The 14,243-nt window shown below is 68.1% G+C and carries 15 protein-coding genes and 1 pseudogene; 7 read left to right on the top strand and 9 right to left on the bottom strand.

Annotated elements, in window-relative coordinates:
- From E1294_RS36120 to E1294_RS36105, 4 genes are all read left to right on the top strand, one after another.
- On the top strand, nucleotides 1–978 hold the full coding sequence (locus E1294_RS36120; protein WP_132515468.1) for an FAD binding domain-containing protein: 978 nt from the start codon (nucleotides 1–3) through the stop codon (nucleotides 976–978).
- A complete protein-coding gene (locus E1294_RS36115; protein ID WP_132515467.1) occupies nucleotides 975–3,191 on the top strand; it encodes a xanthine dehydrogenase family protein molybdopterin-binding subunit in 2,217 nt (738 codons plus the stop codon). The genes E1294_RS36120 and E1294_RS36115 overlap by 4 nt, the downstream gene beginning before the upstream one ends.
- A gap of 154 nt (nucleotides 3,192–3,345) precedes the next feature.
- On the top strand, nucleotides 3,346–3,705 hold the full coding sequence (locus E1294_RS36110) for a cyclophilin-like fold protein (RefSeq protein ID WP_132515466.1): 360 nt from the start codon (nucleotides 3,346–3,348) through the stop codon (nucleotides 3,703–3,705).
- A gap of 80 nt (nucleotides 3,706–3,785) precedes the next feature.
- On the top strand, nucleotides 3,786–3,911 hold the full coding sequence (locus tag E1294_RS36105; protein ID WP_281284564.1) for an SDR family NAD(P)-dependent oxidoreductase: 126 nt from the start codon (nucleotides 3,786–3,788) through the stop codon (nucleotides 3,909–3,911).
- A gap of 499 nt (nucleotides 3,912–4,410) precedes the next feature.
- Here the strand turns inward: E1294_RS36105 and E1294_RS36100 are convergent, their stop codons facing one another.
- Both E1294_RS36100 and E1294_RS36095 read right to left on the bottom strand, forming a co-directional pair.
- Nucleotides 4,411–4,890: a tyrosine-type recombinase/integrase gene (locus E1294_RS36100; RefSeq protein ID WP_220448119.1), complete on the bottom strand. Its 480-nt coding sequence runs from the start codon at nucleotides 4,888–4,890 to the stop codon at nucleotides 4,411–4,413.
- A gap of 312 nt (nucleotides 4,891–5,202) precedes the next feature.
- Nucleotides 5,203–5,751 (bottom strand): winged helix-turn-helix transcriptional regulator, encoded by a 549-nt coding sequence (locus E1294_RS36095; protein ID WP_132515465.1) that lies wholly within the window; start codon nucleotides 5,749–5,751, stop codon nucleotides 5,203–5,205.
- A gap of 80 nt (nucleotides 5,752–5,831) precedes the next feature.
- Between E1294_RS36095 and E1294_RS36090 the strand changes: the two genes are divergently transcribed.
- Nucleotides 5,832–6,473: a dihydrofolate reductase family protein gene (locus E1294_RS36090; RefSeq protein WP_132515464.1), complete on the top strand. Its 642-nt coding sequence runs from the start codon at nucleotides 5,832–5,834 to the stop codon at nucleotides 6,471–6,473.
- Nucleotides 6,474–7,288: 815 nt separating this feature from the next.
- Here E1294_RS36090 and E1294_RS36085 read toward each other — a convergent pair.
- The 6 genes and pseudogenes from E1294_RS36085 to E1294_RS36060 form a co-directional block, all read right to left on the bottom strand.
- Nucleotides 7,289–7,534: a hypothetical protein gene (locus E1294_RS36085; protein WP_220448118.1), complete on the bottom strand. Its 246-nt coding sequence runs from the start codon at nucleotides 7,532–7,534 to the stop codon at nucleotides 7,289–7,291.
- Nucleotide 7,535: 1 nt separating this feature from the next.
- The gene (locus tag E1294_RS36080; RefSeq protein ID WP_246083541.1) at nucleotides 7,536–8,489 is read right to left on the bottom strand and encodes a sigma-70 family RNA polymerase sigma factor; all 954 of its coding nucleotides are present in this window, start codon (nucleotides 8,487–8,489) and stop codon (nucleotides 7,536–7,538) included.
- Complete coding sequence (locus tag E1294_RS36075) at nucleotides 8,482–9,213, bottom strand: DUF899 domain-containing protein (protein WP_132515462.1); 732 nt, start codon at nucleotides 9,211–9,213, stop codon at nucleotides 8,482–8,484. The genes E1294_RS36080 and E1294_RS36075 overlap by 8 nt, the downstream gene beginning before the upstream one ends.
- 30 nt (nucleotides 9,214–9,243) lie before the next feature.
- The gene (locus E1294_RS36070) at nucleotides 9,244–9,951 is read right to left on the bottom strand and encodes a hypothetical protein (RefSeq protein WP_132515461.1); all 708 of its coding nucleotides are present in this window, start codon (nucleotides 9,949–9,951) and stop codon (nucleotides 9,244–9,246) included.
- A 60-nt stretch (nucleotides 9,952–10,011) separates the two neighbouring features.
- Nucleotides 10,012–10,776 (bottom strand): annotated as a pseudogene (locus E1294_RS36065) (SDR family NAD(P)-dependent oxidoreductase); the annotation flags it as partial.
- Nucleotides 10,777–10,823: 47 nt separating this feature from the next.
- Nucleotides 10,824–11,582 carry an SDR family oxidoreductase gene (locus tag E1294_RS36060; protein WP_132515460.1) on the bottom strand — a complete coding sequence of 253 codons (759 nt, stop codon included), beginning with the start codon at nucleotides 11,580–11,582 and terminating at the stop codon, nucleotides 10,824–10,826.
- 96 nt (nucleotides 11,583–11,678) lie between these two features.
- Here E1294_RS36060 and E1294_RS36055 point away from each other — a divergent pair, with 96 nt between their 5' ends.
- Entirely contained in the window at nucleotides 11,679–13,349 is a 1,671-nt protein-coding gene (locus tag E1294_RS36055) for a DUF4158 domain-containing protein (protein ID WP_132515459.1), read from the top strand.
- Nucleotides 13,339–13,560 carry a Tn3 family transposase gene (locus E1294_RS36050; RefSeq protein ID WP_132515458.1) on the top strand — a complete coding sequence of 74 codons (222 nt, stop codon included), beginning with the start codon at nucleotides 13,339–13,341 and terminating at the stop codon, nucleotides 13,558–13,560. Before E1294_RS36055 ends, E1294_RS36050 begins: the two co-directional genes overlap by 11 nt.
- 140 nt (nucleotides 13,561–13,700) lie before the next feature.
- On the opposite strand, the gene E1294_RS36045 is transcribed toward E1294_RS36050, so the two are convergent.
- A partial coding sequence (locus E1294_RS36045; RefSeq protein ID WP_220448116.1) for a hypothetical protein occupies nucleotides 13,701–14,243 on the bottom strand: 543 nt, incomplete at its 5' end.

Genomic DNA, 14,243 nt, shown 5'->3' with positions numbered 1-14,243 from the left:
ATGTATCCCTTCGCCTACACCAAGCCCGCCGACACCGCCGCCGCGCTCGCGGCCGGGGCGCGCGGCGGCCGCTACATCGCCGGCGGCACGACGCTGGTCGATTTGATGCGCGAGACGGTGGAACGTCCCGGCACGCTGGTCGACATCAGCGGCCTGCCCCTGGACGACGTACGGGACACGGCGCGCGGACTGCGCATCGGCGCGCTGGCGCGCATGGCCGACGTCGCCGCCCATCCCCAGGTGCGCAGCGCCTACCCGGTGCTGGTGCAGTCGCTGGAGCTGGCCGCCTCGGCGCAGCTGCGCAACATGGCCACCATCGGCGGCAACATCCTGCAGCGCACCCGCTGCACCTACTTCCGCGACGTCTCCGCCGCCTGCAACAAGCGGCGGCCCGGGTCCGGGTGCGCCGCCCTGGACGGCTACAACCGCTCGCACGCGATCCTGGGCGCGTCGGATGCGTGCGTGGCGACCCATCCGTCCGATCTGACCGTCGCGCTGGCGGCGCTGGACGCGAAAGTGCGGCTGCTCGGCCCGGACGGCGAGCGCGAGGTCGCTCTGACCGAGTTCCTGTTGCAGCCGGGGAATACACCTGAGCGTGAGCACGACCTGCGGCCGGGCGAGCTGATCACGGCGGTGGAGATCCCGCCGCACCCCAAGCCTCTGCGCTCGGGCTATCTGAAGGTGCGCGACCGGCAGTCGTATGAGTTCGCGCTCACCTCGGTGGCGGTGGTGCTGCACCTCACCGGCGGCGTGATCCGCCGGGCCCGGGTCGCCGCCGGCGGCGTGGGAACGGTGCCGTGGCGGCTGAACGCGGTGGAACGGCGCCTGACCGGCGAGCGCCCGTCGCAGCGGCTCTGGGAGCAGGCCGCGGAGGTCGCCGCCGAGGGCGCCCGCCCGCTGCGCCACAACGCCTTCAAGGCCGAACTCCTCAAACGCACCGTCGAACGGCAACTGCGCACGGTGGGAGGCACTCGATGACCCAGCAGGCACGGCCGGTGGCGGGCACGCCGCTGAGCCGGGTGGACGGGCGGCTGAAGGTGACCGGCCGGGCCGCCTACGCCGCCGAGCAGGACGCGCACGCAGCCGTGCGCGGCGAGGTGCACGGCGTGATCGTCACCAGCACCGTAGGCAAGGGACGGATCACCGGGATCGACACCGCGCAGGCCGCCGCCCAGCCCGGCGTGCTCGCGGTGATCAGCCACCTGAACGCGCCGAAGCTGCCCTACCGGCCCTACCGCGGAGAGGTCGACCCCGCCAGGGGAGAGCGCCTGCGGGTGTTCCAGGACGATCGGGTGCGCTTCTTCGGACAGCCGGTCGCGGTCGCGGTGGCCGAAACCCTGGAAGCCGCCCAGCACGCCGCCAGCCTGGTGCAGGTCACTTACGCCGCCGAGCGGCCCGCGACCGGCCTGGACGCCCCCGCCGGCCCGCCCAACCAGAGCGAGAACTATCAGCGCGGCAACGCCGATCAGGCGCTGCAGCAGGCGCATACCCGGCTCGCACGGACCTACCGCCTCACCCGCGAGAACCATCACCCGATGGAGATGCACGCCACCATCGCCCGCTGGGACGGCGACCGGCTCACCGTGTGGGACAAGAGCCAGTTCGTCCGCACCGTCCGGGGCGAACTCGCCGCCGTGTTCGGCATCCCGGCCGAGTCGGTCCACGTCATCTCGCCGTTCGTGGGCGGCGCGTTCGGCAGCGGGCTGCGGGCCTGGCCGCACGTCGCCGTCGCCGCGCTGGCCGCCCGGCAGGTGCGCCGCCCGGTCAAGGTCATGCTGACCCGCAAGCAGATGTTCACCGGAACAGGTTTTCGCCCGCTCACCGAGTACAAGCTGACCCTGGGCGCCGACGAGCGTGGCCGGGTCACCGCGGCCGTGCACGACATCCGCGCCGAGACCTCCACCTACGAGGACTACCGTGAGGCGTTGCTGACCCAGGGGCAGATGACCTACACGACGCCGAACGTCCGCCAGAGCTACCGATCGATTCCGCTGGATGTCAGCACCCCCACCTGGATGCGCGGCCCCGGCGCGGCCACCGCAGCGTTCCCGATCGAGTGCGCGATGGACGAGCTGGCCTACGAACTCGGTATCGACCCGATCGAGCTGCGGCTGCGCAACGAACCCGAGCGTGACCCGGGCACCGGGGTGCCGTTCTCGACCCGGCGGCTGCGCGAGTGCTTCCGCATCGGCGCGCGCACCGTCGGCTGGGACGAACGCGCCCCCCAACCGCGCTCGAAGCGTGAGGGCCACTGGCTGATCGGCACCGGCGTGGCGGTGGCCACCTACCACACGGCGCGTGCCCCGGCCCAGGCCCTGGCCAGGGTGGAGGCCGACGGCCGCGCGACCGTGCAATGCGCGACCTCCGACATGGGGCCGGGCACCTACACCTCGATGACCCAGATCGCCGCCGACGCCCTCGGCCTCCCGGCTGGCCGGGTGCGCTTCGAGCTCGGCGACTCGGCCATGCCGCTGGCGCCGCCGCACGGCGGTTCGATGACGATGGCCAGTGTCGGCTCGGCCGTGCAGGACACCTGCGACAAGCTGCGCAAGCAGGCCATCGCGCTGGCCGTCGCCGACCCCGCCTCACCCCTGCACGGCGCACCAGCGGGCGACGTCGTCGTCCGCGACGGCCGCCTGCACCTGCGCGACGAGCCCGGACGCGACGAGAGCTACCGGGACCTGCTGGCGCGCGGCAAGGACGGCCGGCTGGAGGCGCGCGGCGGCTACACCCCCGGAGATGAGGCTGAACGGTATTCCATGCACGCCTACGGCGCGGTGTTCGCCCAGGTCGCCGTCGACGAACGGCTCGGCATGGCCCGGGTACGGCGGCTGCTCGGCGTCTACGACGCCGGCCGCATCATCAACCCCAAGCTCGCCCACAGCCAGGCCATCGGCGGCCTGGTCGGCGGCATCGGCATGGCCCTGCTGGAACACACCGTCACCGACCCCCGCGACGGCCGTATCGCCAACCCGAACCTGGCCGACTACCTCGTCCCCACCAACGCCGACGTCCCCGACGTCAACGCCATCTACCTCGACGGCGACGACCGCAAAGCCGACCCCATCGGCGTCAAGGGCCTGGCCGAAGTCGTCATCGTCGGCGTGGCACCCGCCATCGCCAACGCCATCTTCCACGCCACCGGCCGCCGCGTCCGCGACCTGCCCATCACCATCGAGGCCCTCCTGTGACACCGCGCAGAGGTCATCGCCACGCGCCGGCGACTTCTCATCACCCAGCCCGCGATCGTGCTCAGTTCACCTTCAGGGCCGCGACGTCACGGGACGTCCCAGCACCACCCATGACCGCGGCAGCGACCGCGGCCACTACCCCTGAAGGGATCAGATGAGTGCCACGCGCGTGCGCTTGTCCACGCCCGATGCCGAGATCGTCGTCCGGACGGCCGACAACCCCACGAGCCGAGACTTCGTCGCGAAGCTGCCACTCACCCTGACCTTCGAAGACTTCGCCGGCAAGGAGAAGATCAGCCACCTGCCTGAGCGCCTCACCACCGGCGGCTCGCCCGGCAGTGTCACCCGAAACGGCGCCCTCATCTACTACAAGCCGTGTAGCCACCTCGGCTTCTACTACAACGCCGACGGCGGCCACGACGACGACGTCATCACGATCGGCGACATCGAGTCGGGCATGCGGCAGCTCGACCATCTCGAACAAGGCCCGGTCACCGTCGAGGTGATCGAGTAGCGGCCCCGACCAGGGACGGCGCTCCACGCGCTGGCCGCCCGGCACCCCGCCAGACACCACCAGCCAGGAGAACACACCAGATGAATCCCACCTACGACTTCACCGGCCAGGTCGCCTTCGTCACCGGAGCCAGCTCCGGAATGGGATTGGCCACCGCCCGCGCTTTCGCCGAGTTCGGGGCCGCCGTCGCCCTCACCGATCGTTAGTGGAACTTGATCGAAGCCATGGAGAGGGGAGGCGCTCGATGCCCGGCCATGGCCGTTCCCTCAACGAACGGATCAGGGACCTTTTGGCGGAGGCGGGCTGGACCCTGGGGGAGCTTGCCAGGGCTGTCGATCAGCTGGATTCCGCTCAAAGCATGAGGCTGCGTTGCGACGATACCTCGCTGTCTCATTGGCTTAGCGGGGCATCCCCGGGGGAACCCATTGCTTCCCTAGTTTCCGAGGCGTTGTCTCGCCGCATTGGTCGACTTGTAACGACGGAGGAAATTCTTCTCCCCAGCGAGCCGGACCATCCGGAACTATGAACGCAAACGCGATCACAACGAGCTAGCTGTTCGGCCAGGCGGGTGCGGGCCTCTCGGATTCCGATCATCTTCACGATCCGCAGTGTGTACGCAACCCGGCTCGGCCTGTCGGTAAGGCTGGGCCCTCCAGCCGCCATCTGTGACATTCCCGCAGGTAAACGGGGGTTGTGAGAGGTTGTCTACACAGGGAACTGGTCGATGACGCCGTCGTAGGTTTCCTGGGCGGGTCCAAGCGCGATCTTGGAGTAGATCTCCAGCGAGGTGCGACTGGCGTGGCCGGAGTAGGGCTGAATGAGGGCGTCGTCGATGCCTTGGGACTTGAGCCAGGTGAACAGAAAGTGCCGCAGGCGGTGGGGTGGCATGTTGTGCGGCAGGCCGGCTTTGGCGGCGTAGCGGGCGAGCATGGCGCGTACGCCGCGGGTGGAGTACGGCTTCTTCCATGATGACTCGAACAGGAAGGCGGCGCCCTTCTCCCGGGCGGCTGCGATGTGTAGGGCGAGGGTCTCTTTGAAGGCGGCGGGAAAGGGGACGGTGCGGTCCTTTCCGCCATTGCCCTGAGCGATGCGGATGCGACAGGCGTCCAGGTCGACGTCGCCGATGCGGATCTTTACCAGTTCGGCGACGCGGACGCCGGTGTAGAGCAGGGTCTTGATGAGCACGATGTCGGCGGTACGGCGGGCGGCCCACACGGTGGTGTAGTAGCTGGCGGATCTCGGCCTCGGTGGGGACGTAGGGCAGCTTCTTGGGCTGGCTCTGCACCTGGATGTCGAGCTCGGCGCGTAGGTGCCGAAAGACCTCCTTGAGGTAGGCGTAGTCGGGCCGTTCCTCGCGCAGGTATTCGGCCAGTTGGCGGGCCTTGCGTTTGGCGGGGGTCCGGGTCGGGAGACCGCTGCGGCTCATGTGGGTGGCCGGTGATCGCTGCGGGTGGTGGGCAGTCCGGGGTTTCGGCTCGTGAGCTCGGCGCTGACTCATCAGTCGCTGCGCGCTGCTTCGCCGTCTGTCGGCTGTGGGGCGGCTTCGCGCCGCGCGACTTCCTGGTATGCCGCTTCGAGCCGTTCCAGGGGGCCGGGACCGTCACGGATGATAGACGCGGCTCCGAGGTGGCGTACTCGTAGTTCGTCCATCAGCTCCGCGATGAACGGCGGCCCCTCGGCGCGCATGAGCTCCTGGCGGGTGCGCAGTTCGGGGGTGCCCTCGCGCCAGTCCAGGCCCCAGTTGCCGAGCGCGAACAGGATCGGGAGGGTCTGGATGCCGGCCTCGGTGAGGCTGTAGCGGGCGCGCTGGCCGCGCACGACGTCCTCTTTGGTGAGGATGCCCGCGGCGACGAGCTTCTTCAGCCGGTCGCTGAGGATGTTGGACGCGATGCCCTCGATCGAGCCGGACAGCAGCTCCCGGAAGTGCCGGCGGTCGCCGAAGATCATGTCCCGCAGCACCAGGAACGACCAGTGGTCGCCCAGGGCCTCCACAGCCGCGTTGATCGCGCATCCGGACCTCAGGTCCGAGATAGCTCCTCGGGCCATCTCCGATCCCTCCTTGACGTCGCCGGGCACCGCAAACTACGGTAGTGATTGCACTTTACAATCACTTTGCAGGAGTGGCAATGGGACAGGTACGAGTCGATCTGACTATCTCCCTCGACGGCTACGGCACGACCACCGACCAGACCCCCGAAGACCCGTTCGGCCAGGACTGGAACCGCCTTCAAGCCGCGTACGTGGCGACGCGGACCTTCCGCGAGCGCGTACTCGGCCAGACCGGCAAGGGCACCACGGGCCTCGACAACGACTACGCCGCCGCCTACTTCGAGGGCATCGGCGCCGAGATCATGGGCGCGGGCAAGTTCGGGCTCCACGCCCACCCCGGCGATCCGGACTGGCGAGGCTGGTGGGGGTCGAACCCGCCGTTCCGATGCCCGGTGTTCGTGCTCACCCATGAATCGCGGCCGTCGTTGGAGATGGAGGGCGGGACGACGTTCCACTTCGTCCAGACCTCCGCCGAGGAGACCCTTGAGCACGCCAGGGAGGCCGCAGGCGACCGCGACGTGCGCATCGGCGGCGGGGTCCGGGTCGTGCGGTCCTACCTGGCCGCGGGACTGGTCGACCGGCTCCACGTCGGCATCGTGCCGATCCTGCTCGGCCGCGGTGAGAACCTGTGGGCGGAACTGCGCGAACTCGAGCGCGGCTACAAGGTGACCAGCGAGATCGCCGAAAGCGGCACCATCCATGTCACCTTCTCCCGCTGAACCGCCGCAGGGACTGTACGGCTAAGGGCTCTGTCCCGTAATCGGCCGCGGCGTCTGGTGCAGGAGGTCGCAGGTCATTCCTGGCAGACTCTCGCTCGGATCTACTCTGTCAGGAGCGACATCGCGGCGAACATGTCCCGGGCCTGTAGCGCCCGAGACAGAGGCCTCCAGAACGCACACCACATACCCGTCGCGGTCCACGCGCTCTTGGGCGGATCGGTGCGCAACCACAGGCCGTCGCCGCAGTCACCAGGAGGGCGCGGTCTCCCTCCAGAACCCTCGCGCCCACCCTCACCTCGCCGCTAACGGCATGGCGGCTGGGGACACGTTCGGGAGCCGAGGGCCTACAAGATCGAAAGTCCCTCGACCGCGCGTACGCGCTCAGCCACGTATCCACCCGATAGTCCGGCGACAAGAAGATCGCGTCCCCCGCCCGAACACCCACCTCACGCTCCCTCGCCGGAAGGTTCTCCCACCCCTCCAGAACCGACCGCCGAACACCGCCCCGAACGGCGTCTCGGGGCACCCAGAACACGCGCCAGTCCGTCACACGAGCCCCTCTCTGAACAGGTACAACACGTCTATTCAATAGGGAAGTGGTCGATGCGGACATCGGGCTGCATATCGAGGCGTCGGCGTATCTGGCGGCAGGCTGAACAGGGTGGCGCCTTCGTGATGACGCCGCCCCCGGACACACCACAGGCCCAACGACCGGCTCGTGCTGCGTTCCTCAAAGCGTGTGGGACTGCCCCTGGCCAATCGGGTTGGCTTGGGGTGAGCTCGTGTGGTGGAACGGGGCCACCCCCAGGGCTAGCTTATTCGTGCGATGAACAACCGCGGGCCCCGCAGAGGTCGGCGGCGATACTGAAGAGTCGGACGCGTTCTGATTGCCGATGCTGTTGATCGTCTTGGTGATCGAGTGCGCAATGGTAGATCTGCCGCATGACGCGGTCGGCGGCGTCGGCCGAACCGAGCATGAGGTGGCAGAACAGTCGCAGCTGTGCGTGAAGCTCCTTGTTGTGCTGGGTAATGTTTTCTGGTTCGGACATGCTGTTGGCCATGTCAGAGCCCGAACAGTGGAAACAGCCCTGAGCCGTGGAACGCGACGATCCGGCAGACGCCCTCGGTTGTGGGTGTCAGTACGTGCAGCGCATGTGGGTGGTGTGCGCCGTCGCGGCCGCGGGCGTACACCGCGAAGGCGGGTTGTCCGTTGGCGGAGGTGGGGACCAGTGCGGCCGGCCCGATCACTCGCATCTGTTTGGCCAGGAAGGCGAGGATGGTGTCGCGGCCTTCGAACCAGGTCGCGATCGGCGGCATTTCCCATCTGGCGTCCTCGGTCAATACCGCGACGAGTTGATCGACGTCCGCGGTTTCGAAGGCGGTGACGTATCGGTCGAGCAGGGCCCGCTGTCGTGGCTCGGCGGGTTCGGTCAGGTCGTCTTGGCTGAGCGGAACCTGGGCTCGGGCGCGCTGGAGCGCGCTGTTGACGGCCGCTGTCGTCATCTCCAGCAGTTGCGCCACCTCGGCGGTACGCCATTGCAGCACGTCGCGGAGAATCAGCACGGCTCGCTGTCGCGGCGGCAGCTGCTGCAGCGCTCCCACCAGTGCGAGCCGCATAGTCTGTCGTTCCACCACGACCGTCGCCGGATCGGCCGGTGCGGTGGTGAACAGGAAGTCGGGTATCGGCTGGAACCACGGCACCTCCCGAGCTTGTGCGCCGAGCGCCGCATCCAGGTCTGTCTGGGGGGCGCCGAGATCCGCGGGCAGAGGCCTGCGTCTACTTTTTTCCAGCGCCTTGAAACACGCCCTGGTCGCGATACGGTACAGCCAGGTACGCAGCGACGACCGTCCCTCGAACGCGTCGTAGGCACGCCAGGCGTCGAGGTAGACGTCTTGCACCACCTCTTCGGCCTCGTCGACCGAGCCGAGCATGCGGTAGCAGTAGGCGAGCAGCTCACGCCGGAACGGTGCGCTCAGCCTTCCGAAATCCTTGTCGCCGGCCTTGGCTTCAGTCATGGTGTGCATGATCCGCCGATTCTGTGGTGGTGGGGTGCGCGGCTCGCCCGGTCGGGCCGTATTCGTCGTGTCGCTTCAGCCACGAATATCGCGGCACCTGGGGGTATCCGTCGGGGGAGCCCTCCCAGTCCTCTTGGCGTCCGAGTGCGGTGAAGTCGAGGGAACCCGACGTTGCTCCCATCGGCTCGTGCTCGCGATCGTTGATGAAGTATGTGCGGTAGACGTTGTCGCCGTCACGGATGAATGCGTTGGTGCCGTACCACTCGGTCACGCCGAAGTCGGCGTCGAAGCTGTCGGTGATCGTGTACCAGGGCATGGCCCAGCCCATGAGCGCTTTCATCCGTTCGATGGCGGGTTGCGGTGCGCGTGAGGCGAACGCGAGCGTGGTGTCGCGGGCGTGGAGATGCGCGAGATGGGCGACCTGGTCGGCCATCAGCGAGCAGCCGACGCAGGCGTGGTCGGGCCAGCCGTCCACGCCTGGCTCGAAGAAGGCGCGGTAGAGCAGCAGTTGACGACGGCCCTCGAACAGGTCGAGCAGCCGGGCGGCGCCGTTCGGACCGTCGAAGGCGTATTCCTGGTCCACCTTCAGCCACGGCATCCGCCTGCGCTGAGCGGCCAACGCGTCCCGGGCGCGGGTCAGCTCCTGCTCCTTCGCCAACAGGCGCAGGCGGGCGGCCTCCCATTCCGCCGGAGTGACGACCTGGGCCCGGTAGGTGTTGTTCATCGTGATGTCCCTTGTGCGAAGGAATTCGGATCAGTGGACGGCGATGTCAGCCATGTCGATGGCGACGAAGACGATCTGGTCGTCGCCCATGGGGGCGTAGGCCCGTCGCGTGGCGGGGATGACGATGCCGTCGACGTCGAGGTAGTCGGCGGCGTAAAGCTGCGCCTCGACCGTCCGGCCGACGATGTCGATGGTGAAGTCGTGGCGGCGCAGCAACCCGTCCGGGCCGAAGCAGAACACCTGCGTGCGGGTGTGGGTCTTGATGTGGTCGGGGAAGGTCACTTTGAGCCGCCGCCATGTTTCACCGTCGGCCTCAATCGGGGCGATCTCCTCGCAGACGAACCCCGGCCAGGTGAACAGGAACGGCGTATTCAGGTACGTCCACAGTGCTTCCCCGGTGAAGTACGCGAGATGCAGGTCGTCCCACGGCGTCTCGAACTGGTGGCCGTCGAACGACCGTTCCGGGTCGTCGCGTGCCTCGGCCACCGTGCCGATCGGTCGTTGCAGGATGACCCGGTCGGGTTCGAAGACCGACCGTCGGTCCTGGCCGACGAAGTCCATGGTCAGCCGTTCCCGTGTGGTGTCCACCTCGAAGCGGACCTTCGTCAGCGCGTCGCCTTGTCCCTTGATCTGCCAGAAGGCCCCGGTGATGGCGGCGTCGACAGCGATCGTCTGGATCCGGTTCCACCGGTCCACGCCACCGTGCGCGGCGACGGCGCTCGCGAGTAGATCGTTCATTGCTCTTGCTCCTCTGTAGGGATGCCCCGGCCGCCGAAACGGCGGTCGGGGCGAGTCGGGTCAGTCGACGATGATTCCGCCGGTCAGGTTGGCGACGGTGCCGGTCATCGCGGATGCCCGGTCGGAGGCGAGGAACACCGCCGCTTCCGTGAGTTCGGCCAGCGTGGTCGGGCGCTTGCGGTGGCTCATACCGCTCGCTAGCGCAATGAACTGCTCCTTGGTGATCCCCAGCGCGTCGGCGTGCAGCCCGTACACGACGTCGATGACCGGTGTCTCCACCATGCCCGTGGTGCGTAGGCAGATCGCGCGAACACCGTGCTGGGCCCATTCGGCCGACAGCGCGCGGTTGAGACCTTCCATCGCCGCCCAGCCGACGCTCATGCCGCCCACCAGGGGCAGCGGCAAACGGGCTGGTTCGGGTGTGTGCATCATGATCACTCCCGACCGGCGGGCGATCATGTGCCGTGCGGCGGATTTCGCGGTGATGAAATGAGCCTGGGCATACGTGGTGATCGGGCGCAGGAGATTCTCGACCGGCAGTTCGGTGAGCGGTATTCCCTGCAATCCCACGGGCGAGATTCCGATCGCGTTGAACGACACGTCGATGCTGCCGGCGTCGGCGACGACCGCGTCCAGGTGCTCGGTCACGGATTTCTCGTCCCCGGCGTCCACCACGGCGGTCTCGACCGCTCCACCCGCGGCGGAGATCTCCTTCGCGACCGTGTCGATGACGTCGAGATTTCGTGCGGTCAGGAACACCCTGGCACCTTCGTGAGCGAAACCGCGGGCCACCGCACTACCGACCGCGCCGCCCGCGCCGTAGACGACGACATTCTTGTTTTACAGCAACATGACCTTCTCTTTCTGGTTGTTCACGCCATCGTGTGAAGTCCGTGGCCGGTGAGCTGGTACTCCCGGTGCTCGTCCTGGTTGTCGGTGTCCTGGCACAGCTGCGCGATCTCGGTGCCGACGATGGCCGGCGTGAGAAGCGGTTGCAGTGCCGCCGCGAATGTGTCGGTGTCGATTCCCTGCCGCTGGGCGTATGCGGCGACCCCGGCGGCGCCGAGTTCGGTGGCAGGCGTCAGTTGCGGCAGCACGGTGGCGAAGCCGATGCCGAGCTGGGCGCGGCGGGATTCATCGGCGGCGTATCCGGCGAGAAATCGGATCATCGCCTTTGCGCCCGAGTATCCGCCGCTGAGCGGTGAGCCGCGCAGGGCAGCCCCGCTGGATATCGCCACCACCAGGCTGCCTGGCGTCAGCGGGTGGCGCAGTGCCGCGCGGATCCAATGGAAAGCGTGTTGGGTGTCGACCTGCCAGTTGCGGCTGAACGATTCCCAGGACTGTTCGTGTACCGGGCCGATGGCGGGTGTCGCGCCCGCGTTGAGCACGAGCAACGTCGGTTGGTGTTGCTCGATCAGGGTGCGGGCGGTCTCCGCGTCGGTCGCGTCGGCGACAACCGGGACGAACGCCGCACCCAATCGTCGGTGCACGTCCGCCAATGCGTCGGCGGTGCGCGCAACGCCGACGACCTGGTGACCTTGGTCGATCAGCGCGGCGGCGATCGCCGATCCGAAGCCGCGGCCCGCTCCGGTGACCACCGCCGTGGTCTGTGACTGGCGCGATGAGCTCATACCTATACAGAGGCGAGCTCACCACGAAAGTCATCGCTGCGGCTCGGTTCGGGTTCCCGACACGGATTCGTCGAACAACCTCAGCGCCATCACGCCATGAGTGGCGGTACCGCCCCACACACCGCCGCGGCGACCATCGCGACACGCTGTCGTCGCGGAACAAGGGGTGCCGTTAACCAACGTGTCATAGGCCGCCAAACCTCGAAGATCCCTAGCCTGATCTTCTGTAATGCCGAAGGGCCCGGCGCGGATCTCTGGGGTATGGAACGTCCGCCGCTTGGCATGGATGAACTCATCGAGCACTGGACTGTGCTGAGCGATGAGGTTGGCCTGGTCAGTGCGAAACAGGAGGGCACTCGTCTGGCCTTCGCGCTGTTGCTGAAGTACTTCACCCAGCACGGGCGCTTCCCGCGCGGGCGGGCGGGGTTTCCTGACGAGGTGGTCGACTACGTCGCGAAGCAGACCAAGACGTCGGTCAGCAGCTTGGGCTTGTACGACTGGTCAGGCCGGACGATCGAGCGTCATCGCAGCGAGATCCGCGACCATCTCGGCTTCCGGGAGTGCTCGGTCGCCGACGCCTACAAGCTGACCGACTGGCTGGCCGTGAACGTCGCGCACGCCGAACGGCAGCCCGACCGGGTCCGCGAGGAACTGCTCAAGCAGTGCCGGGCCGAACGGATCGAGCCGCCCTCGCCGGGGCGGATCACTCGGATCGTACGGTCGGCACTGCACAACGCGGAGCAAACATGGTTCCACCGGATCGCAGCGCGGCTGGATGCGGTGACGGTGGCCCGGGTCCTCGCCCTGGTGGCCGCCGACAACACCACGGTGGAGACCGAGGATAGCGATGACGAGTTGGACGAGGACGAGGGCTCGGTCCTGGCGCTGATCAAAGCGATGCCGGGCAACGTGAGCCTGGATTCGATGCTGACGGAGATCCGCAAGCTGAACGCGATCCGGGCCATCGAACTGCCGGCCGGGTTGTTCGCCGATGTGGCGCCGAAGGTGCTGGGCGGGTGGCGTTTCCGCGCCGCGGTGGAGTCCCCCTCGCACCTGCGCCGGCGGGCCCGTAATGCGCCGGAGGCGACGGTCACCTTGCTGGCCGCGCTGCTGGTGGAGCGGGAGCGGGAGGTCACCGATGCCCTGGTCGACCTGCTGATCGCCACCGTGCACCGGGTGGGTGCTCGCGCCGAACGTAAGGTCACCGAGGAGCTCATCAATGCCTTTAAGCGGGTCTCGGGCAAGGAGAACCTGCTGTTCACCATCGCCGACGCCTCGCTGGCCGCGCCGGACGGCACGGTGCGCGAGGTCGTCTTCCCCGCGGTGCGGGGCGGCGAGCAGACGCTGCGCGAGCTGGTGCACGAGTTCAAGACCAAGGGCACGGTCTACCGGCGCACCGTGCAGACCACACTGAAGGCCTCCTACACCAACCACTACCGGCGCGGCCTGATCGAGCTGCTGGAGGTGCTGGAGTTCCGTTCCAACAACACCGCCCATCAGCCCGTCATCGACGCGCTCAAACTGGTCAAGCGTTATGCCAAGGCGGGTAACACCACCTACTACCCGCTCGGCGAGACCACGCCCGAGCATAAGGGGACGCTCAAGGACTGGGCCGACCTGGTGTATCGCGCTGACACCCGTGGCGCCGGCGGGTGGCGCGGACTGACCCCGCTGTTCTGGCTCCATGTCCGCCCCTACGGCGAGGTCCGCCTCGATGTGAACGCCCGGCTGAGCATCGGCGCCATCGGCGCGCTGGGTGCGGGGTAGCGGCGCGCGCCCGTCGTTCTACATCGACAAGGCCCTGGACCCCCTGCGCGCCGTCGGCTACCCCCTGCTGCCCGAGGACGTCGCCCGGCTGTCCCCCTTCGTCCGCAAACACATCAACGTGATCGGCACTTATTCCTTCACCGCCCCTGACCTGGGCCCCAGCGGCGTCCGCGACCTACGCGATCCCGACGCCGACGACGAAGAGGAATAGCCGGCCGCTGGGGGCACTGGTCGGGCCTTGGTGGGGTGCCGGACGGTGGCGGCCGTGCCCTTCTCCGGCCTACGGGCTGGCCGCTCTGGTCGCGCCGGACGACGCCAGCTGAGCTCGCCTGCGTCGCCGCGCTGGCTGGGTCAGGAGGTGGTGGCGGCGTTCGGTAGGAGGGCCAGGAGCTGCTGGGTGTGGCCGGGTATCTCCACTTCCGCGAGACCGGTGATGAGGTCCCTGAGAGGGAGGGGCTGGTCGACCAGGGCCGTGTCGTGGGACAGGAGCAGGGTGGGGATCAGCGTGTCGAATTCGGTCTGGCTGAGCATCGGCCCGCCGAGTGCGCACAGGGCGTCTGCCTGCAGGCGGATGCGGTGGCGGAGGCCGGTGCTGCCGCCGGCGAGCTTGATGACGCGGTTGATGGTCCAGGTATCGAGCGCGGTGCGGTTGTCGTAGGTCGTGATCGTTCCCGCGGCGACACCGGAGATCGCCGTGATGGTGGCGGCGTTGACGAGGGAGACGTGCGCGAGGATCTGGTCGGCGTTCCATTCACCGGGCGGGGCGGGCTTGGTGTCGGACGCGCCGGCCACGGTCGCGGCCGCGTCCAGCAGCGCGCGGTAGGCGTCGCGGAGGGAGGTGGTGTCCAGCATGGTTGCTTCTGCTTTCTCTGGTGGTGTGGGGTTATCGGTGAG

The sequence above is a fragment of the Nonomuraea diastatica genome (genome assembly GCF_004349015.1).
GTDB classification, from domain to species: Bacteria; Actinomycetota; Actinomycetes; order Streptosporangiales; family Streptosporangiaceae; genus Nonomuraea; species Nonomuraea diastatica.
The sequence above is the reverse complement of the archived record's forward strand: the minus strand, read 5'-3'. Positions and strand labels throughout refer to the sequence as shown.